Annotated in this window: 25 protein-coding genes and 1 pseudogene; 7 read left to right on the top strand and 19 right to left on the bottom strand. The window is 71.8% G+C overall.

What is annotated here, in order from left to right; all coding sequences use genetic code 11:
- Positions 1 to 11 precede the first annotated feature (11 nt).
- Together ACE3T5_RS12770 and dapF are read right to left on the bottom strand one after the other, a co-directional pair.
- Entirely contained in the window at positions 12 to 689 is a 678-nt protein-coding gene (locus tag ACE3T5_RS12770; RefSeq protein WP_374668193.1) for a DUF484 family protein, read from the bottom strand.
- Positions 690 to 697: 8 nt separating this feature from the next.
- Positions 698 to 1,558, bottom strand: coding sequence for a diaminopimelate epimerase (dapF, locus tag ACE3T5_RS12765; RefSeq protein ID WP_374668191.1), 861 nt, complete (start codon positions 1,556 to 1,558; stop codon positions 698 to 700).
- Between the two features lie 42 nt (positions 1,559 to 1,600).
- Here dapF and ACE3T5_RS12760 point away from each other — a divergent pair, with 42 nt between their 5' ends.
- From ACE3T5_RS12760 to ACE3T5_RS12750, 3 genes are read left to right on the top strand one after another with little or no spacing between them, the layout of a single operon-like run.
- A complete protein-coding gene (locus tag ACE3T5_RS12760; protein WP_374668189.1) occupies positions 1,601 to 2,317 on the top strand; it encodes an SDR family oxidoreductase in 717 nt (238 codons plus the stop codon).
- A 57-nt stretch (positions 2,318 to 2,374) separates the two neighbouring features.
- The gene (locus tag ACE3T5_RS12755) at positions 2,375 to 3,001 is read left to right on the top strand and encodes a VOC family protein (protein ID WP_374668187.1); all 627 of its coding nucleotides are present in this window, start codon (positions 2,375 to 2,377) and stop codon (positions 2,999 to 3,001) included.
- Positions 3,002 to 3,058: 57 nt separating this feature from the next.
- Positions 3,059 to 3,493, top strand: coding sequence for a hypothetical protein (locus tag ACE3T5_RS12750; protein ID WP_374668185.1), 435 nt, complete (start codon positions 3,059 to 3,061; stop codon positions 3,491 to 3,493).
- Between the two features lie 64 nt (positions 3,494 to 3,557).
- On the opposite strand, the gene ACE3T5_RS12745 is transcribed toward ACE3T5_RS12750, so the two are convergent.
- From ACE3T5_RS12745 to ACE3T5_RS12725, 5 genes are all read right to left on the bottom strand, one after another.
- The gene (locus ACE3T5_RS12745; RefSeq protein ID WP_374668183.1) at positions 3,558 to 4,349 is read right to left on the bottom strand and encodes an enoyl-CoA hydratase-related protein; all 792 of its coding nucleotides are present in this window, start codon (positions 4,347 to 4,349) and stop codon (positions 3,558 to 3,560) included.
- An 86-nt stretch (positions 4,350 to 4,435) separates the two neighbouring features.
- Positions 4,436 to 5,017 (bottom strand): hypothetical protein, encoded by a 582-nt coding sequence (locus ACE3T5_RS12740; protein ID WP_374668181.1) that lies wholly within the window; start codon positions 5,015 to 5,017, stop codon positions 4,436 to 4,438.
- 151 nt (positions 5,018 to 5,168) lie between these two features.
- Positions 5,169 to 6,905, bottom strand: coding sequence for a cation:proton antiporter (locus ACE3T5_RS12735; protein ID WP_374668179.1), 1,737 nt, complete (start codon positions 6,903 to 6,905; stop codon positions 5,169 to 5,171).
- Between the two features lie 74 nt (positions 6,906 to 6,979).
- The gene (locus ACE3T5_RS12730; RefSeq protein ID WP_374668177.1) at positions 6,980 to 7,840 is read right to left on the bottom strand and encodes a 2OG-Fe(II) oxygenase; all 861 of its coding nucleotides are present in this window, start codon (positions 7,838 to 7,840) and stop codon (positions 6,980 to 6,982) included.
- Between the two features lie 44 nt (positions 7,841 to 7,884).
- Entirely contained in the window at positions 7,885 to 9,528 is a 1,644-nt protein-coding gene (locus ACE3T5_RS12725; RefSeq protein ID WP_374668175.1) for a Na+/H+ antiporter, read from the bottom strand.
- 67 nt (positions 9,529 to 9,595) lie between these two features.
- On the opposite strand from ACE3T5_RS12725, the gene ACE3T5_RS12720 reads away from it, so the two are divergent.
- The gene (locus ACE3T5_RS12720; RefSeq protein ID WP_374668173.1) at positions 9,596 to 10,078 is read left to right on the top strand and encodes a pyridoxamine 5'-phosphate oxidase family protein; all 483 of its coding nucleotides are present in this window, start codon (positions 9,596 to 9,598) and stop codon (positions 10,076 to 10,078) included.
- A gap of 46 nt (positions 10,079 to 10,124) precedes the next feature.
- Here ACE3T5_RS12720 and ACE3T5_RS12715 read toward each other — a convergent pair whose 3' ends face one another.
- The 6 genes from ACE3T5_RS12715 to ACE3T5_RS12690 are packed head-to-tail and all read right to left on the bottom strand — an operon-like array spanning position 10,125 to position 15,744.
- On the bottom strand, positions 10,125 to 11,156 hold the full coding sequence (locus ACE3T5_RS12715) for a YeiH family protein (protein ID WP_374668171.1): 1,032 nt from the start codon (positions 11,154 to 11,156) through the stop codon (positions 10,125 to 10,127).
- Positions 11,157 to 11,160: 4 nt separating this feature from the next.
- Positions 11,161 to 12,144, bottom strand: a complete 984-nt coding sequence (locus ACE3T5_RS12710; protein ID WP_374668169.1) for a Bug family tripartite tricarboxylate transporter substrate binding protein — start codon at positions 12,142 to 12,144, stop codon at positions 11,161 to 11,163.
- A 26-nt stretch (positions 12,145 to 12,170) separates the two neighbouring features.
- Positions 12,171 to 12,776, bottom strand: coding sequence for an RBBP9/YdeN family alpha/beta hydrolase (locus tag ACE3T5_RS12705; protein WP_374668167.1), 606 nt, complete (start codon positions 12,774 to 12,776; stop codon positions 12,171 to 12,173).
- Positions 12,777 to 12,780: 4 nt separating this feature from the next.
- The gene (locus tag ACE3T5_RS12700) at positions 12,781 to 13,839 is read right to left on the bottom strand and encodes a 3-keto-5-aminohexanoate cleavage protein (protein WP_374668165.1); all 1,059 of its coding nucleotides are present in this window, start codon (positions 13,837 to 13,839) and stop codon (positions 12,781 to 12,783) included.
- Positions 13,840 to 13,869: 30 nt separating this feature from the next.
- Positions 13,870 to 14,718, bottom strand: a complete 849-nt coding sequence (locus tag ACE3T5_RS12695) for a TauD/TfdA dioxygenase family protein (RefSeq protein WP_374668163.1) — start codon at positions 14,716 to 14,718, stop codon at positions 13,870 to 13,872.
- 45 nt (positions 14,719 to 14,763) lie between these two features.
- Positions 14,764 to 15,744, bottom strand: coding sequence for a quinone oxidoreductase (locus tag ACE3T5_RS12690; RefSeq protein WP_374668161.1), 981 nt, complete (start codon positions 15,742 to 15,744; stop codon positions 14,764 to 14,766).
- Between the two features lie 156 nt (positions 15,745 to 15,900).
- Here ACE3T5_RS12690 and ACE3T5_RS12685 point away from each other — a divergent pair, with 156 nt between their 5' ends.
- On the top strand, positions 15,901 to 16,974 hold the full coding sequence (locus tag ACE3T5_RS12685; RefSeq protein WP_374668159.1) for an AraC family transcriptional regulator: 1,074 nt from the start codon (positions 15,901 to 15,903) through the stop codon (positions 16,972 to 16,974).
- Between the two features lie 78 nt (positions 16,975 to 17,052).
- Here the strand turns inward: ACE3T5_RS12685 and ACE3T5_RS12680 are convergent, their stop codons facing one another.
- On the bottom strand, positions 17,053 to 18,147 hold the full coding sequence (locus ACE3T5_RS12680) for a porin (protein ID WP_374668156.1): 1,095 nt from the start codon (positions 18,145 to 18,147) through the stop codon (positions 17,053 to 17,055).
- Positions 18,148 to 18,390: 243 nt separating this feature from the next.
- Between ACE3T5_RS12680 and ACE3T5_RS12675 the strand changes: the two genes are divergently transcribed.
- Positions 18,391 to 19,284, top strand: coding sequence for a dienelactone hydrolase family protein (locus ACE3T5_RS12675; RefSeq protein ID WP_374668154.1), 894 nt, complete (start codon positions 18,391 to 18,393; stop codon positions 19,282 to 19,284).
- Positions 19,285 to 19,303: 19 nt separating this feature from the next.
- On the opposite strand, the gene ACE3T5_RS12670 is transcribed toward ACE3T5_RS12675, so the two are convergent.
- The 5 genes from ACE3T5_RS12670 to ACE3T5_RS12650 all read right to left on the bottom strand — a co-directional run bounded on the left by ACE3T5_RS12670 (position 19,304) and on the right by ACE3T5_RS12650 (position 25,055).
- A complete protein-coding gene (locus ACE3T5_RS12670) occupies positions 19,304 to 20,341 on the bottom strand; it encodes an NAD(P)H-dependent flavin oxidoreductase (RefSeq protein ID WP_374668152.1) in 1,038 nt (345 codons plus the stop codon).
- A 214-nt stretch (positions 20,342 to 20,555) separates the two neighbouring features.
- Positions 20,556 to 21,731 (bottom strand): tricarballylate utilization 4Fe-4S protein TcuB, encoded by a 1,176-nt coding sequence (gene tcuB, locus ACE3T5_RS12665; protein ID WP_374668150.1) that lies wholly within the window; start codon positions 21,729 to 21,731, stop codon positions 20,556 to 20,558.
- The gene (gene tcuA / locus ACE3T5_RS12660; protein WP_374668148.1) at positions 21,718 to 23,130 is read right to left on the bottom strand and encodes an FAD-dependent tricarballylate dehydrogenase TcuA; all 1,413 of its coding nucleotides are present in this window, start codon (positions 23,128 to 23,130) and stop codon (positions 21,718 to 21,720) included. Before tcuA ends, tcuB begins: the two co-directional genes overlap by 14 nt.
- Before the next feature lie 120 nt (positions 23,131 to 23,250).
- Positions 23,251 to 24,144: a LysR family transcriptional regulator gene (locus tag ACE3T5_RS12655; RefSeq protein ID WP_374668147.1), complete on the bottom strand. Its 894-nt coding sequence runs from the start codon at positions 24,142 to 24,144 to the stop codon at positions 23,251 to 23,253.
- Positions 24,141 to 25,055, bottom strand: coding sequence for a LysR family transcriptional regulator (locus tag ACE3T5_RS12650; protein ID WP_374668145.1), 915 nt, complete (start codon positions 25,053 to 25,055; stop codon positions 24,141 to 24,143). Before ACE3T5_RS12650 ends, ACE3T5_RS12655 begins: the two co-directional genes overlap by 4 nt.
- Before the next feature lie 121 nt (positions 25,056 to 25,176).
- Here ACE3T5_RS12650 and ACE3T5_RS12645 point away from each other — a divergent pair.
- A pseudogene (locus tag ACE3T5_RS12645) lies at positions 25,177 to 25,593 on the top strand (hypothetical protein); the annotation flags it as partial.

Genomic DNA, 25,593 nt, shown 5'->3' with positions numbered 1-25,593 from the left:
CGGCAGGGGCCTCAGCGCGGACGCAGCCGCGAGAGGGCAGCGCTCGCGAGTTCGGCGATGCGCTCCAGGAAGTCGGTGGCCAGCCCGGTCTGGAAGCGCTGCGGATCGGGCGAGGACAGCACCAGCATGCCGAAGGCCGGGCCGGCGCCGTTGATCGCACCGGGCCGCAGCGGGATGAGCGCGACGGACATCGCCATCGCGGTGTCCTCCAGCCAGTTGACGGCCTCGAAGCCGGAATTGACGCCGCAGTACGGCGAGGTGAGCGACGAGGCCAAGGTCTTCGCGTCCTCGCTCACGCCCTGGGCGAAGGGCTCGGCGGCGTAGCGCTCATCCACGTCCCACACCTTCAGCGCCACCTGCGGCACCATGAACTGGTTCTGCAGCTCCGCCACCAGCGTGGCCGGCAGCGCGCGGTTGGATTGCGTGAGCAGCAGCGCGCGCGTCCAGCGGTGGATGCGCTCGGTGATCACCATGTTCTCGTTGCCGTGCCGCACCATGTCCATGATGCGGTGCTCCAGCGCCTTGATCTTCTCGCGCAGCATCTCGGCCTGCCGCTCCTGCAGGCTCACCGCGCGGTTGCCGTGCGGGCTGGTGAGCTGCACGCTGGCCAGCAGCTGCGCGTGGCGCTCGAAGAAATCCGGGCAGTTGGCCAGGTAGTTCGCGATGTCTTCTTCGGTGATCGGATCCATGGTGTCCTTCAGTCGTCCAGTTCCATCTCGCCCTCGAACACCGTGACGGCAGGCCCCGTCATCAGCACCGGGGCCGTGCCGCCCGCCCACTCGATGGTGAGCACGCCGCCGCGCGTGTGCACGTCCACCCGCGCATCGAGGCGGCCCAGGCGGATGCCGGCCACCACGGCGGCGCAGGCGCCGGTGCCGCAGGCGAGCGTCTCGCCCGCGCCGCGCTCCCACACCCGCAGGCGCACGTTCGAGCGCGAAACCACCTGCAGGAAGCCTGCATTCACCCGCTGCGGAAAGCGGGGGTGATGCTCCACCAGCGGGCCGACGGTGCCCACCGGCGCCGCATCCACGTCGGCCACCTCCTGCACCGCGTGGGGATTGCCCATCGACAGCACGGCCACCGCCACCGCGGGCTGGCCGGGCAGCGCCAGCGGCCACTTCTGCCAGCCGCCCTCGGCCAGGGGCTGCAGGCCCGCGGCGTCGAAGGGCACGGCCGGCAGGTCGAACACGGGCGCGCCCATGTCCACGGTGACGCGGCCGTCTTCATGGAGCTGCGGCTCGATCACGCCCGAGAGGGTGCGCACGCGGATGCGCCGCTGCGCGGTGAGGCCCTTGTCGGCCACGTAGCGGGCAAAGCAGCGAGCGCCGTTGCCGCACTGCTCCACCTCGCCGCCGTCGGCGTTGTGGATCACGTATTCGAAGTCGACGCCCGGCGCCGGCGAGGGCCGCACGGTGAGGATCTGGTCGGCGCCGACGCCGAAGTGGCGGTCGGCGAGCCGCCGGTAGTGGGCCGGGCCCAGGCCCAGCCGGCCGCGGGTCTCGTCCAGCACGACGAAGTCGTTGCCGGCCCCCTGCATCTTGGTGAAGCGGATCCGCATGGGCGCGATTATCCGCGCGCGCGCCTTCCTAGAATCCGGCGCATGAACGCACCTGCATCCACCCCCCGCGTCGCCCTGGTCACGGCCGGCGGCTCCGGCATGGGCGCCGCCGCCGCGCGCCGGCTGGCGGCCGACGGCTTCGCCATCGCCATCCTCTCGTCCTCCGGCCGTGGCGAGGCGCTCGCGCGCGAGCTGGGCGGCCTGGGCGTCACCGGCTCGAACCAGTCCGAGGCCGACCTGCGCCGCCTGGTGGAGGGCGCGCTGGCTCGTTGGGGCCGCATCGACGTGCTGGTCAACAGCGCCGGCCACGGCCCCAAGGGGCCACTGCTGGATCTGACCGATGCCGACTGGCTGAACGGCATGGAGACCTACCTGATGAACGTGATCCGGCCCACGCGCCTGGTGACGCCCACGATGGTGGCGCAGCGGGCCGGCACCATCATCAACATCTCCACCTACGCCGCGTTCGAGCCCGAGGCCGCCTTCCCCACCTCGGGCGTGTTCCGCTCGGGGCTGGCCGCCTTCACCAAGCTGTTCGCGGACCGCTACGCGGCCGACAACGTGCGCATGAACAACGTGCTGCCGGGCTTCATCGACAGCCTGCCCGAGAAGCCGGCCATGCGCGCGCGCATTCCCATGGGCCGCTACGGCCGCGTGGACGAGATCGCTGCGGTGGTGGGCTTCCTCGCCTCCGAGGGCGCGGGCTACATCACCGGCCAGAACCTGCGGGTGGACGGCGGCATCACGCGCTCCGTCTAGCCAGAAAGCGTGAGAAAGGCACGCGCAAACCTTTGGTTGCGTTTCTAGAATGCAGCCATGATCGACGGCCTTCGCTCCCTGACGCTGGTCACGCCGCAACTGCCGCAGGCGACCGAGTGGTGGGCGCGGGCCCTGGATGTGATGCCCGGGCCCCGCGCCGATCACGCGGTGGAGTTCACCCTCGGCGGCACACGGCTCACGCTGCGGGCCGGGCCCGCTGCCTTGCCCGCAACCGGCGGCACCATGACCTCCGGCCAGCCACGCGCCGAGGCCGGGCCGCTCGCCTTCTGGGGCGTCGACTATCTGGAAGGTGAACTGGCCCGCCTGGTCGGCCTGGGCGCCACGGTGGTGGAGCCGCCCGCCAGCCCCGAGCCCGGCACGCGCACCGTGGTCCTGGCCGATCCCTTCGGCGCCGTGTTCGGACTGGTCGAACGCGACGACCCGGCCGAGCGCCAGGCGCGCTCGCAGCGGGCCGCCGAGCGCGTGGCCCTGCGCCAGGTGCGCGGCACCCTGGACCACTTGGCTGCCAGCGAGACCGAGGCCCGGCGCGAGCGACGCGTGGCCGCCTGGGTGATGGCCGCGGGCGCCGTGCTGGCGCTGCTGGTGGTGGCCTGGGTGGTGAGCTCGCGCCAGCCCACGCCCCAGACGCTGGAACTGCGCACGCCGGTCGCGCCCACGCGCTGAGTCCCTTTCCGGGACAGCCCTCTTCAAACGCCCGGCAGTCTGCGCTACAAGCAGGCCATGAGCGCGGCGGAACGGGAACAACGGCATCAGGCCAGGCTGCAGGGCATCCATCGCATCCAGATCGTGGTGGGGCGCGGCGACCGCGCGCGCATCGACCACATGGGTACCCTGCTCGAGCGCGCGCGGCTCGTCGCGGCGGAGCTGCGCGCCCACGCCTGCACCGAGGATGGCCTGCTCGCCTGCGAAAGGCTGCTGCGCCACGCCGAGGAGCACGGCCCCGGCACGCGCGAGGTGGTGGCCCTGCTGGTCGCGCTGCGCGACGCCCGGCCCCTGCAGCCGCACTGGTTGCGCGCCGTACCCGACGACGTGGCCGAGGACCTGCTGGCCGTGCTCGATGCCTGGCGCCGCGCGCGGGTAGACCTGCTGTCGCAGCTGCCGGGGAGTGCACAGCGCCTCGCGCGCCTGCAGGCGCGTGAGGGCGCTACGGCCTAGTCCGCGCCTCGCGCGTCCTCAGGCGCGTGAGGGCGCTACGGCCTGACCCGCGCCTCGCGCGCCTTCACCGCCAGCGCGGCTTGCGCCGCTCGCGGAAGGCCGTCACACCCTCGGCGAAATCCGGCCCATCACACAGCCGGCCGTTCACATCACGCTCCAGATCCAGCTGCGCATCCAGCGGCACGGACACGGCATGGTCCACCGCCGCGCGGATCGCCGCGTAGGCCCGCACCGGCCCGGCGGCGAGCCGCTGCGCCAGCCCCAGTGCGGTGGGCATGAGCTGCTCGTCGGGCACCACCTGCCAGATCAGGCCCCAGGCCGCCGCCTGCGGCGCGGGCAGGTCATCCCCCGTCAGCATCAGCGGCAGCGCGCGGCCGCGGCCCAGCAGGCGCGGGTAGTACCAGGTGCTGCCGACATCCGGGATCACGCCGAGCTGCGGGCCGAACACCTGCTTGAAGCGCGCGCTCTCGGCGGCGATCACCACGTCGGCCGACAAGGCCAGGCCGACCCCGCCGCCCGCCGCCACGCCATTGACGGCGCTGACCACCGGCACCTGCAGCGCATGCAGGCGCCGCACGATGGCGTTGTAGCGGTGGTGCAGCACGTGGGCCACATGGGCGCCGACCGGCGCGGGAGCGGGCTCCAGCAGGTCGGCACCGGCGCAGAAGCCGCGGCCGGCGCCGGTGAGCACGACGGCGCGCACGCTCGCGTCGGCCTCCACCGTGTCGAGCGCCGCCTTGAAATCGCGCTCCAGGTCGGCGTTGACCGCGTTCAGCGCCTCCGGCCGGTTCAGCCGCAGGACGGCCACCTCGCCTTCACGCGCCAGCAGCACCGAGGGGGATTGCAGGGGTTCCATCGCGCCGTCTCCTTGGGACGGGCATGGTAAGGCGCCCACCGCGCACGCGCCTGGCCCGCAAGCGACAGCCCGCCGACGCGCGCCGCTCAGGCCATGTGCAGCCAGTCCTCCTCGGCCAGCGCCACCAGGAAGGCCGCCATGGCATCCAGCCGGCCGTGGCGAGCCGCCCAGTGGATCTGGTCGCGCAGCACCAGGCGCTTCTGCAGCGCGGAGGAGGCGCGCCAGGCCTCCCGCGTGAGCGGCGGCAGCGGCAGCGGATCGCCCCGCACGGGCTGGCGCTGCAGGTCCTCGCACAGGCTCATCCACAGCGTGGGCCGCGGACACACACGGCCGTTGCGCCGCGCCACCACCATCAGCGCATCCTGGTTCACGCGCGGCCGGGTCACCGCGGCCGGCAGGTCCGCCAGCCGCGCCGGCACCGTGGCCGCATAGGCCGGCGAGTCATCCGCCAACGCGGCGTCGCCCGCCAGGCCGCGGGCGCTGCCGATGGGCTGGCGGCCGCTCACCGCGTCGTTCCACAACGCCCAGGCCGACTCGGACGACCGCTCCTCCACGTCGGGGGCCGGGATGGGATCGCCGACGAGGTACGGGGCGTCCAGATCGATCGTTGAGCGGGCCATGGCGTGACTCCCTTGCCAGGTGCGGGTGGCGGTGTGGGCGGCTTGCATGGACACAGGATGCGTCGGCCGGCGTCGAAAGCCAAGCACGCGGCGCACGTGCCAGCCGATTCCGTGCGCGCGCGGCGAGCCTGTGCGTGCCGGCCAACGCGCGCCGGCACATTCGCACGGAACGATTTCGCGCCCCGCTGCGGTGCGTGGGCTAGCCCGCGGTCCGCTCGGCACGGCTGGCGCGCTCGGCGGCCACCACCGCCTCGGCGTCGCCATCGGGCAGGCCCAGCGCCTGCAGCGACAGGCCCAGCAGCTGCAGGCCAGCCTCCAGCACCTCGGGGATGACCTGCGTGGCGCCGGCGGCGAGCAGCTCGCGCGCATGCTGCTCGTCATGCGAGCGGGCATAGATGCGCAGCTCCGGATAGTGGCGGCGTGCCATGGTCACCACGTGCCGGGCCAGACCGGGCTCGTCCATGGTCACGACCAGGCAGGCGGCACGTTCCAGCCCCAGCTTGCGCAGCAGCTCGGCGCGCGCGCCATTGCCCAGGAACACCGGCTCGCCGCGCTCGCGCAGCGCGGCCACTCGCTGCACGTCCTGATCCACACCCACGTAGGGCACGGCCTGCTGCGCGAAGGCCTGGCCCAACAGACGCCCCACCCGGCCGAAGCCCACCACCACCACATGCCCGCTGACCGCGGCTGCGGCGGCTTCCAGGCCGGTGCGGCCCGCGGTGGGCGATGGGGCCAGCCGCGCTTCGAGCTGCTGGCCGAGGCGCGCGTAGAGCGGCGTCGCCAGCAGGCTCAGCGTGACCACCAGTAGCATGAACTGGCCCACCGGCGGCGCCAGCAGCCCGGCCCCCAGCGCCACGCCGATGACCACGAAGGCGAACTCGCCGCCCTGCCCCAGCAGCAGGCCGCCGTGCAGGGCCTGGCCCCAGGGCAGCCCGCCCAGGCGGAACAGCACGGCGACGATCACCGCCTTCACCACCAGCAGGCCGACCACCGAAAAGGCCAGCCACAGCGGCTCCCGCGCGAGCTCGCGCAGGTCGATGCCCATGCCCACCGACATGAAGAACAGGCCCATCAGCAGGCCCTTGAAGGGCTCCACCGTGACCTCGATCTCATGGCGGTACTCGGTCTCCGCCAGCAGCAGGCCGGCGAGGAAGGCGCCGAGCGCCATCGACAACCCTGCCATCGCCGTGGCGCCGGCGATGCCCAGCGTGACCAGCAGCGTGAGGGCCACGAACACCTCGGCCTGGCGCTGGCGGGCGAAGGTGCGGAACAGCGGCCCCACCACCAGCCGGCCGGCCAGCAGGATCAGGGCGATCACGGCGGTGGACAGGGCGGCCGTCACCAGCAGCTGGCTGGCGAGGCCCTGCGAGCTGTCGCGCGCCAGCAGCTGCACGACGATCAGCACCGGCACCACCGCGAAATCCTGCAGCACCAGCACCGAGAAGCTGGCCTGGCCCAGCGGCGTGGCCAGCGCGCGCTGCTGGGCCAGCAGCTGCATCACGACCGCGGTCGACGACAGCGACAGCACCAGGCCCAGCACCACGGACACCGCCACCCCGTTGCCGAACAGCCAGGCCAGCACGCCGATGGCGGCGGCGCTCAGCAGCACCTGGGCCGAGCCGACCCCCAGCACCCACCGGCGCAGCGACCACACGCGCTGCATCGACATCTCCAGCCCGATCAGGAACATCAGGAAGACGACGCCCAGCTCCGCCAGGGCGTGCACGCCCTGCTGGCGCGGGAACGTGACCCACTGCAGCCAGGGCCACTGCGCGACGAGGCTGCCCGCGCCGAAGGGGCCGAGCAGCGTGCCCAGGCCCAGGAAGGCGATCACCTGGTGGATGCGGAAGCGCTGCAGCAGCGGGATCAGGATGCCCGCCAGCAGCAGGAACAGCAGGGTCTCGCGCAGGAAGGGAAGCGGGGGCGCGTGGTCCATGGGGTGGGCGGCGCCCCGCGGATCGGATGGCGCGCGTCGATTCTAGGCGGCAGGCCCCGTGCGTGCCGCGAGGGTCAGTCGAAGCGACCCTGGCGCAGCCACTTCACCGCGATCCATTTCTCGCCCGCCACCACCGGTGCACCCCCGTGCAGCGACTTGCTGGCCGGCGTGGCATCGGGGTAGCTGAAGAAGAGCGCATGCCCCCGGCGCGGCAGCACGTCGAGCCCGGCCTCCGGAAAGTAGGTGCCGCCCCCGCCCTCGGGCTCGTGCAGGTACATCACCAGCGTGGCGATGCGCTGCCCGCCGCGTCGCAGGATCGTGCCCGAGCCCGGGTCGGCCGGATCGAAGTAGTCGTAGTGCGCCTTGTACTCCGCCCCCGGCCGGTAGCGCAGGATCTGCAGGCCCTCGCCGTTCTCCACCGGCCAGTTCAGCAGGCGTGCGATGCGTGCCTCGATGCGTGTCACCAGCGGGTTCTCGCCGCGCATGAAGAACATGCCGTCGCTGGTGCGGTCGTCATGCACCATCTCGGCATCGGTGCCGAGCGAGACCGTGCGCGAGCGCGCCAGGCGCGGGCGGGCCAGCTCGATCAGCGCCGAGCACTCCGTGTCGTCGAGGAAGTCGCCGAACAGCACCGCGCGGGGCAGGGCGACCGTCTGCAGCACGGCCACCCGCCGGTCCCCTGCGTCGATGCGCAGCGGCGTGCCCCGCAGGTCGGGCCCGGGGGCGGCCGATGCGCTGGCGGCGGTGGTGAGCGGCAGCGGGGCCGGCCGCGAGACCCCCGCCGCAGCCAGGGCCTGCTGGGCCATATCGGCCTCCCAGCCGGCCTGCAGCAGCGCCGCCCGCAGGGCATCGCTGGAGTGGCCAGCGGCCCTTTGCGACGCCACCCAGGCGATCAGGTCATCCGGCAGCGGCTCGATCTCGGTCACGGCTTGCATGACGCCATGCTGGCAGCGCCGCCGCGACGCCGTATTGCTTCAGGTCAACCGGAGCGGCCAGGCCCGGGTTCCCCCGGGGTCGCCGCGGCCGGCACGGAGACCGTGTCGGCATGAGCGTCCAGCGCGGGCAGGCGGGCCTGCTCGTAGTCCAGCGCCTCCATCAGGTGGTGCATCACCTCGTCGCCGATCTCGTTGCCCCGCCACAGGCGCAGCAGCTCGTCGCGCTCGGCCTGGATCGCGGCATGGCGCAGGCGGTTGTCCAGCGCCAGGCGCGGCGTGAGCGGCCCGCCCTCGGCGGCGGCCAGCGCGATGCGCTCCTCGAACTCGGCCTTCAGGTGACGCGCCCACTCCTGCGGCGCGCCTTCCAGCGCGAGCTGGGTATCGATGGCCGCCAGCGCCGCGGCGCTCATCGCGGCCCGCACCCGGATCTGCTCGTCGCGCAGGCTCCAGGTAGAGCCGACCTTGAACCAGCGGATCAGCGGGGCCAGCGTGAGGCCCTGCCCCACCAGCGTGGCCAGGATGACGACGAAGGTGAGGAAGATGATCAGGTCGCGGTGCGGGAACGGCGTGCCGTCCGCCAGCGTCAGCGGCAGGGCCAGCGCCGCCGCCAGCGACACGATGCCGCGCATGCCGCACCAGCTGATGATGGCCAGCTCCCCCTTGCGCGAGCCGGGCTGCGCCTCGTCGCGCAGGCTGCCGCTCACCACGCGCGGCAGCCACGCGGCCGGGTACACCCAGGCGAAGCGCACACCCACCGCCACCAGCGTCACCACGGCGCCGATGGCGGCGAGCTGCGTCGAGGGATAGCTCACCAGGCTGTCCAGCACGGCCGGCAGCTGCAGGCCGATCAGCATGAACACCACCGAGTTGAGCAGGAACACGAGCATGTTCCACACCGAGCGCGCCATGATGCGCATCTCGGCCGACACGATCTCGGGGGCATAGCGGCCGCGCACCAGGCCCGCGGCCACCACCGCCAGCACGCCCGAGACATGGATCGCCTCGGCCGCGAGATAGGCGGCGTAAGGGATCGTCAGCACCGTGAGCACCTCGATGAACGGATCCCCCAGGCGCTTGTGGATGGCGATGTAGGCGTAGGCCAGCACCACGCCGACGACGATGCCACCCAGCGACACGTTGATGAACTGCACCGTGGCGTGGCCGAGCGAGAAGGTGCCGGTCAGCACCGCGGCGACCGCGAACTTGTAGAGCACCAGGCCCGACGCGTCATTCACGAGGCTCTCGCCTTCCAGGATGGTGACGATGCGGCGCGGGATGTTCAGCCGCGACAGGATGGCGGTGGCCGCCACCGCGTCCGGCGGCGAGACGATGGCACCCAGCACGAAGGCCACGGCCCACGGCACATCCGGCACCATCCACTTGAGCGCCGCGCCCACGGCCAGCGTGGTGGCCGCCACCAGGCCGATGGCCAGCAGGCCGATGGGCCGGATGCTGGCCTTGAAGTCCGTCCACGAGGTGAGCAGCGCCGCCTGGTACAGGATGGGCGGCAGCACCACCACCAGGATCAGCTGCGGATCGAACGCCACCGCCGGCAGGTTGGGCACCAGGCCCAGCACCATGCCGCCCGCCAGCAGGGCGATCGGGTACGGAAACTTGAAGTGGCGCGCCACCCAGCCCAGCGCGACGGCCGTGAGCAGCAGGACGAGCAGCAGTTCGAGAAGCGCCATGGGTTGCGGGGCGGAGCAGACAAAACCGGCGATTATGGCCCGCGCCCCGCACGCGCGAGAATGCCGCATGGATGCCGAAGCCGCCCGCCTGCTGCGCCGCCTGCTGGCCGAGCAGCCCACTGCCGCCCTGGCCACGCTGCACAAGGGCGAACCCGCCGTCTCCATGGTGCCCTTCGTGCTGCCGGCCGGCGGCGCGGAGCTGATCATCCATGTGAGCGGGCTCGCCACCCACACCCGCGACATGCAGGATCACCCGCGCGTGGCGCTGCTGGTCACCGCCGACGCGGGTGGGCCGTGGCCGCCGCAGGCGCTGCCCCGCGTCTCGCTCACGGCCGACGCCCGCAGCCTGCCGCGCGACAGCGCCGAGGCCGAGGCGGCCCGCGCCGCTTACCTGGCCCGCTTCCCTGAATCCGCACAGACTTTCGAGCTGGGGGACTTCGGCCTCGTTGCGCTGCGGCCGGTCGCGGCGCGGCTGGTGGCGGGCTTCGGCCGCGCCTACAGCCTCGTGGGCGAGGCCTTGCAGGCGTGGCTGCTCGATACGCCCGGCTGATCCTGGCGACGCCGCCGCGGTGCTGCGGCGGCCACCCGGATACCCCTCACACCCATCCCGCCCGCAACGCCACCCCGAACAGCAGTGCCAGGAAGGCCGTCTCCGCCACCATCAGCGCCACCGGCTTCCAGCCCACGGTGGCGATCTCCTTCAGGTGCGTCTTCATGCCGATGGCCGCCATGGAGGCGACCAGGCAGGCCTGCGACACGGTGCGTCCGCCCTGGATGACTTCACCCGGCAGCCAGCCGGTGCTGTGCACGGCCACCAGCGCGAAGAAGCCGACCGCGAACCACGGCAGCAAGGGCGGCCGCGGGCCGTTGCCCGCCTCACCCTCGGCGGCTTCATGGCGCCGCGTCAGCCACGCCGCCAGCGCGATCACCGGCAGCAGCATCGCCACCCGCAGCAGCTTCACCAGCGTGGCCATGTCACCCGCCTCCTGCGACAGGCTGTAGCCCGCACCGACGACCTGCGCCACGTCGTGGATGGTGCCGCCGATGAACACGCCGGCGGCGTGGGCGTCGAAGCCCAGCGCCCGTGCCACCAGCGGGTACAGCACCATGCACAGCGTCGACAACGCGCTCACGCCGATGACGGTGAAGACGGTGGCGGGCTCCTTCAGCGGGTGCCGCGGCATGGCGGCGGCCAGCGCCAGCGCGGCGGAAGCACCGCAGATCGCGACCGCGCCGCCGGTGAGCAGGCCGAAGAACACGCGGAAGCCGAACAGGCGCGCCAGCACGATGCCGCAGCCGATGGTGAGCCCGACCGCCAGCACCACGAAGCCCGCGGTCTGCCAGCCGAGCGCGGCCACCTGCGCGTAGGTGATGCGCAAGCCCAGCAGCGCCACGCCCAGGCGCAGCACCTGCTTGGCCACGAAGTCCAGCCCTGGCGCGCAGCGCTCGTCCTGCGACAGGAAGTTGAGCGCCATGCCCAGCAGCAGGGCGAACAGCATGACCGGCGCGCCGTAGTGGCTGGCCAGCGCGGTGGCGGCGATGGCGGTGACCGCGCTCACGAGCACGCCCGGCCCGAAGCGCGCAGCCGAGTGCCGCAATGCCCCGGTCAGCGTGGCAGGCGTGCTCACCACGTCACTGCGCGAGCCGGATGTTGAACTGCTTCACGATCGCGCCGTTGCGCTCGTGCTCGGCACGCACCGAAGCGGCCAGTTCCTGCACGCTGGTGGTGATGCCGGTCTCGAAGCCGGCGCCCTGCAAGCGCTCGCGCACCTTGGGCATGGCGGCCGCCTTCAGCACCTCGGCGTGCATGCGCTCGGCCAGTTCGGGCGGCACTGCGCCGGCCGCCACCACGCCGACCCAGTTGCCGAAGTCCAGCTCGCCATAGCCCTGCTCGGCCAGCGTGGGTACGTTGGGCAGCAGCGCCGAGCGCGCCTTCGAGGCGACACCGATCACCTTGACCTTGCCGCCCTGGATCTGCGGCAGCGAGGTTGCCATGCCGTCGAACATCACCGGGATCTGGCCGGCCACCACCTGCACCAGGGCAGGCGGCGAGCCCGGGAAGGGCACGTGCTGCAGGTCCAGGCCGGCCTTCTGGTTCAGGATCATGCCGGCGTAGTGCGAGCTGGTGCCCGCGCTGTAGGAAGCGAAGCTCTGCGTGCCGGCCTTCGTCTTCAGGTACGCCACCAGTTCCTTGACGTCCTTCGCCGGCACCGAGGACGAGGCCACCAGCACCATGGAGGCGCGCGCCACGGCGGCGATGGGCTTCACGTCCTTCAGCGGATCGAAGTTGCCCTTCAGCACATGCGGGATCTCGGTCAGCACGTTGCTGGCCGTCACCATGATCGTCTGGCCGTCGGGCGGCGACTGCAGCAGCGACTGGATGCCGATGATGCCGCCGGCGCCCGGCTTGTTGTCCACGACGACCGGCTGGCCGATCTGGGTGGCCAGCTGCTCGGCCAGCACGCGGGCCACGATGTCCATGGTGCCGCCCGCCGGCGCGGGCACGATCATGCGCACCGGCTTGTTCGTCCAGGCCCAGGCGGGCGCGGCGGCCACCAGCGCGGCGGCGGCGGCGATGCGGGCCAGGCGGCCCAGGATGTTGCGTCTTGCGTTCATGCTTTGTCTCCTCAGGGGTCCTCCGCTCAGGCGGGGACGGGGTCTGTCAACAGGGTCTGGAGCAGTTCCAGCGCCAGCGGCCACTCGCCATGACCGCTGGCCGGGTTCAGGTGGCCGGCGTCGCCGATGTCCACGCAACGGGCCTGCCAGTCGCTGGCGAATGCCTGCACGCGCGCCGGCTGGCCCAGTGGGTCGTTGCGGCTCATCGCCACCACGGCCGGAAAGGGCAACGGCATCCGCGGGATCGGCAGCCAGCCGTGGTCACGCAGGGTCTCCTGCGTGGGATAGCCCGCAGGCAGTGGCTGCTCCAGGTCCGCCGGGGTCGCCAGCAGCGCGCCACGGATCGAGTGCCGCCGGCCCTGCCCAGTGGCGCGGGCGCGCGCCTCGACCAGGGCCCAGTGCGCCACGGTGATCACGCCGGCGCTGTGCGCCACCAGCAGCAGCGGCCCCTGCACGGCATCGAGCGTGCGGGCCAGCGCGTCGACACGGGCGGCGCGCGAGAGCTTGTCGCGCGCCAGCGGCGGCACGGTCACCGAGCGCGGCAGCGCCGCGGCCAGCAGCGTCTGCCAGTGGTCCGCCACGTGATCGCGCAGCCCGGGCACGATCACCACGGTCACGTCATCGAGCCGCATGGCTTCAGGCCGCGAGGCGCAGAGGCGCGGCCGCACGGGCCGGGCGATTGGGCGCGAAGCCGTTGGCGGCCAGCGTCTCCTCCGCGCTGCCATAGAACTCGCCGATGCGGTAGATCTGCCGCGCCTCGCGCGCATTCGCGACCGGGCGGCCGACCTCGCGGGCGATGCGCACCAGCTGCTCGATCTGCGCCACGCTGCCCATCTTCGCGCTGCGGTCCTGCGTCCAGATGTTGTCCTCGATGCCGCAGCGCACGTGCAGGCCGAGGGCGATGGCCATCAGGTTGACCGGCAGCACGTTCAGCATGGAGGTCTCCAGCGTCAGCACCGCGTTGTCGGGCACGGCGCGCACGAAGTTCGCCAGGTTGTAGAGATTGGGCGCGTCGAAGCCGCCGCCGATGGCCACCCAGGTCAGGATCAGCGGCACGTTGCACACGCCGCGGCGCATCATGCGCTCCACCGTCTCCAGCTGCGTGATGTTGGCCAGCTGGAAGTGCGTCTGGATGCCCTTGGCCGAGAGGCGGCGGATGTGCTCCTCCACCCACTCGGGGCCGGCGGGAATGGTCATCTCGCGGTAGGCGCGGTACATCGCCGGCTCGGCGAGCGAGGTGCCGCGGATGTCGGCCTCGGTCATCTGCTCCACCACGTTCATCTGGTTGGAGTTGATGGCGATGGTCACCTGGTCGGGCGTGGGCGTGAGTTCGGCCAGCATGTGGCGCGTGTCGTCCGACAGCCACTTCGCCGCCTCGCCATCGCTCTCCGGCGCAAAGGAGATGGAGCCGCCGACCTGGATGATCATGTCCGGCACGCGGGCGCGGATGCCGGCGATCAGCTCGTTGAACTTCGACAGCCGCTTGCTGCCCTTGCCATCGGGCTCCCGCACGTGCAGGTGCAGCACCGTGGCGCCGGCGTTGTAGCAGTCCACCGCCTTCTGGATCTGGGCCTCCATGGAGACGGGGATGTCCTCGGGAAAGTCCGAGGGCATCCATTCGGGGCCGTACGGGGCCACGGTGATCACCAGCTTCTGCTGGTTCTCGGGAAAGAGCGAGCCGTCGAGGAAGTTCATGGTTCGGGTTCCTTGCTGCAGGGTGGGGGTTCAGTACGGGCGGTCGCCGACGATGCCGGCGCGTTCCATCTTTCGGTGGCAGGGCGGGTAGTCCATCACCGCGTAGTGCTGGGTGGACCGGTTGTCCCAGATGGCCATGCTGTTCGGCCGCCAGCGCCAGCGCACCTGGTACTCCGGCACGAAGGCCTGGCTCACCAGGTAGGCCAGCAGCTGCTGCATGCCGGGGTTGTAGTCCTGGCCGAAGCGCACGTTCGCCGCCGTGTGGAAGTTGGTGAAGTGCGTGGTGAAGCCGTTGACGAACAGGATCTTCTCGCCCGTCTCCGGATGGGTGCGCACCACCGGATGCTCCGCATCGGGGTACTGCGCGCGCAGGGCGTGGCGCTTCTCCTCGGGCATGGCGGCGCCGAAGCTCGCCTCGATGCTGTGCCGCGCCTTCAGGCCGGCGATCAGCGTCTTCACGTGCGCGGGCAGCTTCTCGTAGGCCACCACCATGTTGGCCCACATCGTGTCGCCGCCCACCGGCGGGCACTCCACGCAGCGCAGCACGCACCCCATGGGCGGCGCCTCGCGCCAGGTGGCGTCGGTATGCCACGCGTTCTCGTAGCGGTCGATCGGGCTCGCCGGATCCTTGTAGATCTGCACCAGGCCTGGCGCCTCGGGGTGGCTGGGCGCGACCGGGTGGTCCTCCAGCTCGCCAAAGCGGCGCGCGAAGGCCACGTGGTCCTGGCGGCTGATGGCCTGGTCGCGCAGGAACAGCACGCGGTGCTTCAGCAGCGCCGCGCGGACCTCGGCGAACAGGGCGTCGTCGTACGCGGCGTCGCGCAGGCTGAGGCCCACGAGTTCGGCGCCGATGTGGCAGGTGAGCGGTTCCACACGCATGGTCGGATCTCCTCGTTGTCGGTTAAGGGTTCGGCGCCCCGGTGCTCAGGGCACCAGGATGGAAGAGCCGGTGGTGCGGCGCGACTCCAGCGCCACGTGGGCCTCGGCGGCCGCCTCCAGGGCATAGCGCTGGTGGATCTCCACGGCGATGCGGCCTGCTGCCACGTGGCCGAACACCTCGGCCGCCAGCTCCGCCTTCTCCGCTGGATCCGCGATGTAGTCGGCCAGCGCCGGCCGCGTGAGGTAGAGCGAGCCCTTCATCGCCAGCAGCTGCGGATCGAAGGGCGGGATGGTGCCGCTGGCCGTGCCCACGCACACCATCAGGCCGCGCCGGCGCAGCGAGTCGAGTGAGCTGGTGAAGGTGCTGCGGCCCACGCTGTCGAACACCACGTCCACGCCGCGGCCGCCGGTGAGTTCGCGCACGCGCTTCGCCACGTCCTCGCGGCTGTAGTCGATCACGTGCGTGCAACCATGGGCGCGTGCCACGGCCGCCTTCTCCTCGCTGGAGGTGGTGCCGATGACCGTGAGGCCGAGCAGGCGGGCCCACTGGCTCACGATCAGGCCCAGGCCGCCGGCGGCCGCGTGCAGCAGCACCGTGTCGCCCGGCTGGAAGGGGTGGATGCGGCGCAGCAGGTAAGCGGCGGTGAGGCCGCGCATCGTCATGGCGGCGGCCGTCTCGCAGGCGATGCCCGCCGGCAGGCGGATCAGCGGCGCGGCGGCCACCAGGCGCACGTCGCTGTAGGCGCCCAGCGTGTTCAGGAAGCCGGTGTAGGCCACGGCGTCGCCCGGCTGCACCTCGGTCACGCCCTCGCCCACGGCATCCACGATGCCGGCCGCCTCGACGCCGATGCCCGAGGGCAGCGGCACCGCGTAGGTGCCATTGCGGAAGTAGGTGTCGGCGTAGTTCAGGCCGATGGCCTGGTGCCGCAGCCGCACCTGGCCGGGGCCGGGCGCGCCAACCTCCACGCGCTCCAGCCGCAGCACGTCGGGGCCGCCGGTCTGATGGAATCGGATGGCTCTTGCCATGGTGTCGTCTCCTCTTGGGGTGGGCCTCGCGGCAGGGGCCGCGGGCATGGAGCGGACTGTAGGCACGGGGGGTGCCCGGCGCTTCGCAATCCATGACAAGCTGTTTGCATTCGATGACAGGCCGGTGCACACTGGCCCCCGAAGGAGACCCGCCGCATGGCCACGCGCAAGCGCCTGGAAGCAGGCCCCAAGGTCCGCTCGGCTGCCCTCACCCACTACCTGGACGTGGCGCGCAGCCTGGGCCTGGATCCGCAGCCGCTGCTGCGCCAGGCCGGCATCAGCCGCGCGACGCTCGCCATCCCCGACCAGCCCGTGCCGGCCGACGCAGTGGTGCAGTTGCTGGAGGCGAGCGCGCGCGCGAGCGGCTGCGACACCTTCGCGCTGCGCATGGCGGAGCAGCGGCAGCTCTCGAACTTCGGGGTCGTGAGCCTGCTCATCTCGCACCAGCGCACGTTGCGCGACGTGCTGCAGACCATCGTTCAGTACCGCAACGTGCTGAACGAGTCGCTGGCGCTGTTCGTGGAGCCGGCGGGCCGGGTGACGGTGCTGCGCGAGGAGGTGGTCACGCGCTCGGACGCGCCGGCTCGCCAGGCCACCGAGCTGGCGGTGAGCGTGCTGTTCCTCAGCCTGCGCAGCCTGGCCGGTGCCGACTGGCACCCGCAGAGCGTGCACTTCACCCACGCGGCGCCGCAGGATGCATCGGTGCACCGTCGCATCTTCCGCTGCCGGGTGGTGTTCGACAGTGACTTCAACGGCATGGTCTGCCTGACGACGGACCTGGACCGCGCCAACCCACTGGCCGACGCGGCGATGGCGGACTACGCCGAGCGCTTCGTGCGCGCCCTGCCCTCGGCCGAAGGCGGATCGATCGCGCAGGAGGTGCGGCGCATCGTCTACCTGCTGCTGCCCATGGGCCGCGCCACCATCGTGCAGGCGGCGCAGAGCCTGGGCCTGAACGTGCGCACCCTGCAACGCCGGCTGGACGAGGAAGCCGAGCCGTTCAGTGCGCTGATCAACGAGGTGCGGCGCGAGCTGGCGCCGCGCTACCTGGCCAACACGCGCTACCCGTTGGGCCGGGTGGCCGAGCAGCTGGGTTACGCCAAGCCCGGCTCCTTCACCCGCTGGTTCGCCGCGCAGTTCGGCATGCCGCCCATCGAGTGGCGCGCGCAGGCGCTGCAGGCCGCGGCGGCGCAGACGCCAAAAAGAAGCCGGCGGCTGCCGGCGAAGTGACCTTGGAGGTCGGTTGTCGTTGTGCGTGGCGCGTCATGGGCGCGCAAGCCCCCGCCTGCGCGGGGACGTCGGGGAGGTTCAGAACAAGTGCCGGATGCCGATGTCCTGCGCCGTCACCTTGCCGTTGACGGTGCTGGTGGCGCTGCCCACCGAGTAGCCGCCGGCCGCCGTGTTGCGGTAGTTGTCATTGCGGATCTGCGCGAAGGTCACGTAGATCGCAGTGCGCTTCGACAGGTTGTAGACCGCGCCCAGCGCGAACTGGCTCACCTTCGCATCGGGCGTGGCGTCGGCCGTGCGCTTCACCCGCGCGTACGACACGCGCCACTGCACGTTGCCCATGGGTGCGGTGGCACCCAGCAGCCAGCCCTTCTTGCGGCCGTTGGCCGCGGCAGCGCCCAGCTGGTCCTCGCTGATCTCCAGCATCGGACGCACCACGCCGAAGTCATACGCCGCGCCGAAGCCCGTGGTCTTGATGTCGCCGCTGGCCGCATTCTTCGTCCTGGCCCAGGCCACGTCCGCCTGCAGCGGGCCGGCCGCGTAGCCCAGCTTCAGGCCGGTGTGACCGCCTTCCTTGGGCAGGTTGCTCGCGGTCTCGCTGGGCGCGTAGGCCAGCACAGCCTGCAGCCCGCCTAGCCTCGGGCTCGTGTAGCTCACCAGGTTGGAGGCGCGCAGGTGGTTCACGCTGCCAGCGCCCGAGTAGAAGAGCGACGTGCCGGTGATCAGGTTGAGGCCCACGCCGTTCTGCAGGAACGGGTCATAGGCGAAGTCCAGCAGGAAGGTCGGCGTGTAGTTGCGACCGAGCGTCAGCTCCCCCCAGCCGCCGGCCAGGCCCACGGTGGCCACACGGTTGAACTGCAGGCTGCCACCGGCCGCGCCGGTCTTGTTGTCGGTGGAGCTGAAGCCGGGCAGCGGGGTGGCAACGCCCGCGCCGCTGTCGGCGCCGATGTCCGCCTCCAGCGTGAAGGTGGCGCGCTGGCCGCCGCCCAGGTCTTCCGTGCCGCGGAAGCCGATGCGCGACGACGCATTGCGGCCGGAGGTGATGCCGCTCCAGTCGGCCGTGTCGGCGCTGGCGCGGGTGTAGCCCACGTCCATGACGCCGTACACGGTGACGCCGGATTGCGCAAAGGCGCCGCCGCACAGCAGCGCCGCCAGGGGGAACAAGTGCCTCTTCATGGGGTCTCCTCGATGGATGGATGCGATGTCGTTGCCGGCCGTCTGGATGTGCTGCCGACCGTGGCCGCGACTCTAGGCACGGCGGCCGCGCCCGACTTCACCGATCACGACAGGCCTTTCGCAATCGACGACAGGCCCGTTCCACCCCCGGGTTTCTCCGGGGGCGCCGCGGACCGCTCGGCGCGCTGCACGAGCGATCGAACTCCGCTAACCTGCTGCGCAGCCCATCCGCCGGAGACCGCCATGCCCCCACGCCTGACCGCGCAGGATTTCGACCAGGAACTCCTGATCCTCTTCGACGCCTACGTGCATGGCGACCTCGACCGTCGCGGGTTCCTGAGCCAGGCGCAGCGCTTCGCCAAGGCTGGGGTGACCGCAGCCGGCCTGCTGGCCGCGCTCAGCCCCAACTTCGCGGCGGGCCAGCAGGTGCGGCCCGACGACAACCGGCTGAAGACCGAGTGGCACACCGTGCCCTCGCCCGCCGGCAACGGGCAGGTCCGTGGCTATCTCGCGCGGCCCGCCGCCGCCGGCACGCAGAAGCTGCCCGGCGTGCTGGTGATCCATGAGAACCGCGGCCTCAACCCGCACATCGAGGACGTCACCCGCCGCTTCGCACTGGAAGGCTTCATGGCCTTCGCGCCGGACGCGCTCACGCCCCTGGGCGGTTACTCCGGCGACGAGGACAAGGCCCGTGCCGCCTTCGCCACGCTGGATCAGGCGAAGACGCGCGAGGACTTCCTCGCCACCGTGGCCTGGTTCCGTGCCCGTGCCGACGGCAACGGCCGCCTCGGCGTCACCGGCTTCTGCTATGGCGGCGGCATCGCGCACTGGCTGGCCACGCGCCTGCCCGACCTGCAGGCCAGCGTGCCCTTCTACGGCAACAGCCCGGCGCCGGAAGAGGCCGCCAAGGTGAAGGCGCCGCTGCTGGTGCACCTGGCCGGCATCGACGAGCGCATCAACGCGGCCTGGCCTGGCTACGAGGCCGCGCTCAAGGCCGCGGGCGTGGCCTTCACCATGCACCAGTACCCGAACACGCAGCACGGCTTCCACAACGACACCACGCCGCGGTATGACGCCGCGGCGGCGAAGCTGGCGTGGGAGCGCACGGTGGCGTTCTTCAAGGCGCGGCTGGGCTGACGACGCGGGGCACTCGGCCTCAGCGCGCCCAGCCCGCTGCCAGCGCCCGCACCACCTCCGCCGCCGGCGCCGCGCGGCAGCCGGTCCGATCGGTGCCGGACCACAGGGGCGTGAAGTCATCGCTGCCCGCCGCCTCGGCCCGTGCGCGGAGCGGCGCGATGGCCGCCGTGGCGAGCGGAAAGGCCGGTGCCAGGGGCGACTGCGGCCCCAGCTCGCGCATCGCGCGGTTGAACAGCCCTCGTGCCAGTCCGCCCGTGAACAGGTTGGTGAGCGTCGTCTCGGCGGCCGTGTCGCGAAGCCGGGCGCGATGCAGCGCGCCCGTGCGGGCTTCGTCGCAGAGCAGGAAGCTCGTGCCCACCTGCACCGCGGCCGCGCCCGCCTCCAGGGCAGCGCGCACCTGGGCCGCGCTGGCGATGCCGCCGGCAGCGATCACGGGCACGCTCAGTGCCTGCGCCAACGCCTGCACCAGCGGCAAGGTGGCGGACTGCAGCGCCACATCCTTCTGCAGGAAGTGGCCGCGATGGCCGCCGGCCTCCAGCCCCTGGGCGATCACGGCATCGGCACCGTTCGCCTGCAGCCACAGGCCCTCTTCCACCGTGGTGGCGGACGAGAGGACGAGCGCGCCCATGGCCTTCACGCGCGCGAGCAGCGGCGCCGCCGGCAGGCCGAAGTGGAAGCTCACCACCGGCGGGCTGAAGACCTCCAGCACCTCGGCGAAGGCGGCGTCAAAGGGGCGCCGGCCCGGACCCGCCGGCACGCTGGCCGGGTCGATGCCGTGTTCGGCGTAGTACGGCGCCAGCGCCGCGCGCCACGCCGCTTCGCGCGCGGCATCGGGCTCGGGGGGCACGTGGGTGAAGAAGTTGACGTTGTAGGGCCGGCCGGCCTCGCGCATGCGCGTCAGCTCGGCGTTCAGGGCGGCGGCGTCGAGCATCGCTGCCGGCAAGCTGCCCAGGGCACCTGCCGCCCCGGCGGCCAGCGCCAGCGCACTGTCCTGTGCGCCGGCCATCGGGGCCTGGATGAGGGCGAGCGGGGTGCCGAGGTCGAGGGTGGAGGGCATGGGGGATCAGGAAGGCGGTGAGCGCGATGGTGGCATACATCGGGTGCCCTGGGTCCCCGCCTGCGCGGGGATGACGTGCAGGCAGGCATCCCGTCTTCGTGGTCTTCGTAGGCGGGGATGGAGCGCAGCGCAATCCCAGCGGTATCGCGTGCCGGAAAGGGAAACGCTGGGGTTGCGCTCCGCTCCACCCCAGCCTACGGCAGGCACGGGGCTGTCAATCCGACCCCAGCCCCACCGGGTTCGGCTGCCGCTTCTCCACCGCATGCCGCAGCAGCGCCGCCGCCCGGAACACGCCGTGCGCGAACTTGCCGTAGGGCAGCGTGAGGAAGAGCGCCATCACCGCGCCCAGGTGCAGACACAACACCACTGTCATCGCCGGCGTACCGCGCGCCGCCCACAGCCCGAGGCCACTCGAAGCGGTGAGGAACAGCAGGGCGATGAAACCCAGGTCCATCGGCTTCTGCGTGGCGTCGCCGTGCGCGGGATCCCGACGCCGGTTCAGGTGCCATAGCCCTGCCGTGCCCGCCATCAGCATCACGCCGCCCACGCCGCCGAGCAGCTTGGGCAGAGAAGGCCAGTCATACGGCGCGACCCAGCCGAACAGGTAGTGGTAGAGCGTGGCCACGCTGGTGGAGGCGAAGCACAGCAGGAAACCGTAGAAGGTGAGGTGATGCGCACGGCGCCGCGCCATGGAATAGGCGTCGTCCTCGTTGTTGCAGCCGTCGCCATGGCCGCCATCCAGGTACTTCAGCCGCAGCACGTCGTGCGTGGCCTCGGCCACGGCCGGTGACGTGGCGGGCTGGCCGCTGGTGGCGGGCGTCACGGCGCGCCAGAAGCGGCGCACACCCAGCCCGAGCGCGAGCACCGCGAAGCCGAACACGGGCGCGAACAGGCCCACCAGCAGGTTGTGCGGGAACACGGCGTAGAAGCTGGCGCCGTCCGCCGGCCCCCGCAGTCCACCCTGCCCTGCCGCGGCCAGCAGCAGGAAGAGCGCCAGCCCCAGGGCGAGGGCCAGTGCCAGCACCAGGCCGTTGCGGCGGTAGAGCCCGCCCAGCGCCGGCGGCCAGGCGTAGTCCGCGTAGGTCTCGCCCCGCACGCGGGCCATCGCCTGCGGGATGTTGATGGCAAATTCATGCGGCGGCGCGTACTGGCAGGCATGCAGGCAGGCGCCGCAGTTGTGGCACAGGTTGGCCAGGTAGTGCACGTCGGCACGCGGAAAGTCCAGCCGCCGCGTCATGGCCGGGAACACGGCGCAGAAGCCCTCGCAGTAGCGGCAGGCATTGCACACCGTGAGTTGCCGCGCAACCTCCGACTCGGCCGGGCCCAGATCCACCGGCTGGCCCTGCGCCAGCGCCCGCGCGTCGCGCGTGAGGGCTTCAAGCGACTGCATGACGCGCCTCCTGCCCCAGCGCCGCGCGCGCGGCCTGCGTGCCGGCAATGCGCCCGAAGGCGGTGCCGATGGACATGCCCACGCCGGCCGTGTAGCCCTGCCCCAGCACGTTGCCGGCCATCATCTCGCCGGCCACGAACAGATTGGGACTGGCCGCACCGCCAAAGCGAACGGCGGCTGTCTCGTCGGTGCGCAGGCCGAGGTAGGTGAAGGTCACGCCCGGCCGCAGCGCATAGCCATGGAAGGGCGGCGTGTCGATCGGGCGCGCCCAGTGCGTCTTGGCGGGGGCGAGGCCCTCCGTGTGGCAGTCGTCCAGCGTCGTGTGGTCGAAGGTGCCGGCGCGGCAGGCCGCGTTGTAGGCGTTCAGGGTCTGCATGAAGACGGTCTCGTCCAGGCCGAGCCGGCGCGCCAGCTCCGGCAGCGTGTCGGCGGTGACGCCCGGGAACACCGGCGGCATGAAGCGCCCGATGGCCTTGGCGTCGATGATGGAGTAGCCGATCTGTCCGGGCTGCTGGGCCACCAGCCGGCCCCAGATGGCGTAGCGCTTGGGCCAGAAGTCCTCGCCCTCGTCGTAGAAGCGCCGCGCCTCGCGGTTCACCACCACGCCCAGCGAAACGCAGTCGATGCGGGTGCAGATGCCGCCGTCGTACAGCGGTGCGCGGGCATCGATGGCCACCATGTGCGCCTGCGTGGGGTCGCCGATGCGGTCGGCGCCGTGGTCGTCCAGCAGGTGCTTCAGCAGCACGCCCTGGTTGTAGCGCGTGCCGCGGATCAGGAACTGGTCCGCAGGCCACTCGCCGCGGTCATTGGTGCCCCACGCTTCGCGCAGCCACTCGCGGTTGGATTCGAAGCCGCCGGCGGCCAGCACGCAGGCCCGCGCGGTGAGGCGCTCGCCACCGGTCCAGGCGGCGACGAAGCGGCCCTCCGCCACCTCGATGCGCTCCACCGGCGCCTGGTAGCGGATGCGCACGCCCAGCCGCTCGGCGCTGCGGTAGTAGGCGTTGACCAGCGCCTTGCCGCCGCCCATGAAGAAGGCATTGGTGCGCGAAAGACTCAGCGTGCCCGAGAGCGAGGGCTGGAAGCGCACGCCATGCCGCTGCATCCAGGGGCGGCAGGTGGACGACGCGCGGATCACCAGGCGCGCCAGCGCTTCGTCGGTGCGGCCGGCCGTGACCTTCAGCAGGTCCTGCCAAAACTCCTCTTCCGGATAGGCCTCCACCAGCACGTCCTGCGGGGCGTCGTGCATGCAGCGCAGGTTGCGCGTGTGGCTGGAGTTGCCGCCGCGCCAGGCCTTGGGCGCGGCCTCCAGCAGGGTGACGCGCGCCCCCGCCTCCGCCGCCATCAGGGCGGCGCACAAGGCGGCGTTGCCGCCCCCGATGACCAGCACGTCGGTGTCCATCCGTTCTCCAGGGTTCGGGTCTCAGCCCCGTGACGCGGGATTGTCGTCGCCCCGGTCGTCGAGGGGAAATGAAAGAAAGGCGGTGATTGTTGCGCTTTCCGCAAAGAAGGCTGGTGCGGCTCAGCGGCCCGTGCGGCGCCCGCGCAGCAGTTCGGCAAAGGCGGCCGCCGCCGGTGACAGGCTGGCGCCCTGCCGGCGCAACAGCACCACGCGCCGCTTCACCACCGGCGCGGTCAGCGGGATCGCGCGCACGCCGGCGCGGTCGCCCTCGCGCACGGTGGAGGCCGGCAGGATGGCCGCGCCCACGCCGGCGGCCACCAGGTTGAGCGCCGTCGCGTGGTGCTGCACCTCATGGCCGCGATCCAGGCGGATGCCGCGCCGCGCCAGCTGGTAGTCCATGAACACGCGGGTGGCGGTGAAGCTGCTCACGCCGATCAGCTCCACGCCGCGCATGTCGGCCCAGGTCACGCTGGCCCGTGCATGCAGCGGATGCGGCGCCTTGCAGATGAAGACCAGCGGGTCCGCGAACAGCACCGTCTCGGCCAGCTCGGCCTGGGCCTCGCCCTGCACGGCGATGCCCAGCTCGGCACGGCCAGCCAGCACCGCGTCGCACACCTCGGCCGAGGCGCCATCCAGCAGGCGCACGCGGTTGTCCGGGTGCAGCCGCGCGTAGTCGCGCAGCAGCTCGGGCAGCACATGCGTGGTCATCGACGGGATGCAGGCCAGGGTGAGCAGGCCGCGGCCGGCGCGGGCCATGTCCTTCAGGCGCTCGACCGAGCTCGTCATCTCGTGCACCAGTGCGCGTGCGCGCGGCAGGAAATCGCGCCCGACCACGGTGAGGTCGACCCGGCGCGTGGTGCGGTCCAGCAGGCGCAGGCCCAGGTAGGCCTCCAGCTTCTGGATCCGGCGCGTGAGGGCGGTCTGCGTGATGTGCAGCTCCCGCGCCGCGCGGCTGAAGCTCGACTGCTCCGCCACGGTCACGAAGGCCTGCACGCCGTCGAAGTCGATCTTCACGCCGCCACCCGCTGCTGCATCAGGCGGGCCACCAGGCGATGCTCCACCTTCTTGTTGGGGGTGATGCCGTAGAAATCCTCCTGCACGCCCTCGGCCAGACCGATGCGCTGCACGCCGTAGCGGTGCATCACATCGCCCTCCACCATCACCGCGGAAGGAAACACGCCCATGCCGGCGGCGCCGAAGGTCTTGAGCAGCGCGCTGTCCTCGCACTCGGCGGCGATGCGCGGATGCCGCTCGTGGCGCTCGAACCAGCGGTCGATGCGCTCGCGCAGCACGTTGTGGGCGGTGGGCAGGAGCAACGGCACGTCGGCCTCCGCCAGGGCGCTGGCGAGGTCTGCATGGCGCTTGGCCGCCGCCCGCACCGTGCGGGCCAGGTCCGCCGTGCCGTACCAGGCCACCGGCGAGCTGGCAAGCTCCCGGCAGAACACCTTGAGGTTCGGGTTGGGCGCCGGCGGCCGGTCGGAGATGATGATGTCCAGCTTGTGCAGGGCCAGCTCGCCCAGCAGGTCCGGCAGCTCGCCCTCATGGCACAGCAGGCGCAGGTGCGCCTCATGCACCACCGGCTCCAGCAGGTGGCGCACCGCCAGCTTGGGAATGCCATCGGTCATGCCCACGGCCAGCCGCACCACCGGCCCGCTGGCCGCTGCCCGCACCGTGGCGGGGAGCTGTTCGCCGAGCTGGAAGATCTGGTCGGCCTGGCGCATGGCCGCCTCGCCCGCCTCCGTCAGGGCCAGGCCGCGGCCAGCCGGCTTGAGCAGGGCGCAGCCCAGCGCCTTCTCCAGCTCGCGCACCTGGGCGCTGACGGTCTGCACCGCCATGCCCAGCCGGTCGGCGGCGCGGGACATGCCACCCTCCTTGGCAACAACCCAGAAGTAGTACAGGTGGCGGTAGCTGAATTCGGTGGCCATGGCGTGCGGGTGGCGGGGTTATTCCGGTTTTACCTGAATGATTTTCCCAGAGTCTCTTCTTTTTCAGGAGTTCCCGACAGCCCACACTCCGGCATCCCCATCCGCCGACATCAAATACACCATGGAAACCGTCGCACCCGTCTGGCTCTGGGCCACCTTCGTGGCCATCGTGCTGGTCTCGCTCTTCATTGATTTCGTGGTCCTGCGCAAGCAGGGCGCGCACGAGATCGGCGTGAAGGAGGCCCTGAACTGGTCCCTGATCTGGGTCGCCCTGTCGTTCGTCTTCAACGGCCTGCTGTGGTGGGCGGTGAAGGACACCACCGGCTCCAACGCCGTGGCGAACGAGAAGTCGCTGGAGTTCCTGACCGGCTACCTGATCGAGAAATCGCTGGCGGTGGACAACATCTTCGTCTTCCTGCTCATCTTCACCTACTTCGCGGTGCCGCCCGCGTACCAGAAGCGCGTGCTGATGATCGGCATCGTGGGCGCCATCGTGCTGCGCACGGTGATGATCCTGGTGGGCGGCTGGCTGCTGCAG

Origin of the sequence: Ramlibacter sp., from assembly GCF_041916345.1 — a bacterium.
GTDB lineage: Bacteria > Pseudomonadota > Gammaproteobacteria > Burkholderiales > Burkholderiaceae_C > Ramlibacter.
Note: the sequence above shows the minus strand (reverse complement) of the source record. Positions and strands in the feature narration are given on the sequence as shown.

Bases quoted from the DNA above. Each gene is read 5' to 3' on its own strand.
- ACE3T5_RS12740 (WP_374668181.1), bottom strand. From the start codon at position 5,017: ATGCAAGCCGCCCACACCGCCACCCGCACCTGGCAAGGGAGTCACGCC.
- ACE3T5_RS12720 (WP_374668173.1), top strand. From the start codon at position 9,596: ATGGATGCCGAAGCCGCCCGCCTGCTGCGCCGCCTGCTGGCCGAGCAG.
- ACE3T5_RS12725 (WP_374668175.1), bottom strand. From the start codon at position 9,528: ATGGCGCTTCTCGAACTGCTGCTCGTCCTGCTGCTCACGGCCGTCGCG.
- ACE3T5_RS12700 (WP_374668165.1), bottom strand. From the start codon at position 13,839: ATGAACTTCCTCGACGGCTCGCTCTTTCCCGAGAACCAGCAGAAGCTG.
- ACE3T5_RS12690 (WP_374668161.1), bottom strand. From the start codon at position 15,744: ATGGCAAGAGCCATCCGATTCCATCAGACCGGCGGCCCCGACGTGCTG.
- ACE3T5_RS12760 (WP_374668189.1), top strand. From the start codon at position 1,601: ATGAACGCACCTGCATCCACCCCCCGCGTCGCCCTGGTCACGGCCGGC.
- ACE3T5_RS12695 (WP_374668163.1), bottom strand. From the start codon at position 14,718: ATGCGTGTGGAACCGCTCACCTGCCACATCGGCGCCGAACTCGTGGGC.
- ACE3T5_RS12755 (WP_374668187.1), top strand. From the start codon at position 2,375: ATGATCGACGGCCTTCGCTCCCTGACGCTGGTCACGCCGCAACTGCCG.
- dapF (WP_374668191.1), bottom strand. From the start codon at position 1,558: ATGCGGATCCGCTTCACCAAGATGCAGGGGGCCGGCAACGACTTCGTC.
- ACE3T5_RS12650 (WP_374668145.1), bottom strand. From the start codon at position 25,055: ATGGCCACCGAATTCAGCTACCGCCACCTGTACTACTTCTGGGTTGTT.
- ACE3T5_RS12730 (WP_374668177.1), bottom strand. From the start codon at position 7,840: ATGCAAGCCGTGACCGAGATCGAGCCGCTGCCGGATGACCTGATCGCC.
- ACE3T5_RS12675 (WP_374668154.1), top strand. From the start codon at position 18,391: ATGCCCCCACGCCTGACCGCGCAGGATTTCGACCAGGAACTCCTGATC.
- tcuB (WP_374668150.1), bottom strand. From the start codon at position 21,731: ATGCAGTCGCTTGAAGCCCTCACGCGCGACGCGCGGGCGCTGGCGCAG.
- ACE3T5_RS12705 (WP_374668167.1), bottom strand. From the start codon at position 12,776: ATGCGGCTCGATGACGTGACCGTGGTGATCGTGCCCGGGCTGCGCGAT.
- ACE3T5_RS12710 (WP_374668169.1), bottom strand. From the start codon at position 12,144: ATGAACGCAAGACGCAACATCCTGGGCCGCCTGGCCCGCATCGCCGCC.
- ACE3T5_RS12735 (WP_374668179.1), bottom strand. From the start codon at position 6,905: ATGGACCACGCGCCCCCGCTTCCCTTCCTGCGCGAGACCCTGCTGTTC.
- tcuA (WP_374668148.1), bottom strand. From the start codon at position 23,130: ATGGACACCGACGTGCTGGTCATCGGGGGCGGCAACGCCGCCTTGTGC.
- ACE3T5_RS12685 (WP_374668159.1), top strand. From the start codon at position 15,901: ATGGCCACGCGCAAGCGCCTGGAAGCAGGCCCCAAGGTCCGCTCGGCT.
- ACE3T5_RS12770 (WP_374668193.1), bottom strand. From the start codon at position 689: ATGGATCCGATCACCGAAGAAGACATCGCGAACTACCTGGCCAACTGC.
- ACE3T5_RS12670 (WP_374668152.1), bottom strand. From the start codon at position 20,341: ATGCCCTCCACCCTCGACCTCGGCACCCCGCTCGCCCTCATCCAGGCC.
- ACE3T5_RS12680 (WP_374668156.1), bottom strand. From the start codon at position 18,147: ATGAAGAGGCACTTGTTCCCCCTGGCGGCGCTGCTGTGCGGCGGCGCC.
- ACE3T5_RS12750 (WP_374668185.1), top strand. From the start codon at position 3,059: ATGAGCGCGGCGGAACGGGAACAACGGCATCAGGCCAGGCTGCAGGGC.
- ACE3T5_RS12745 (WP_374668183.1), bottom strand. From the start codon at position 4,349: ATGGAACCCCTGCAATCCCCCTCGGTGCTGCTGGCGCGTGAAGGCGAG.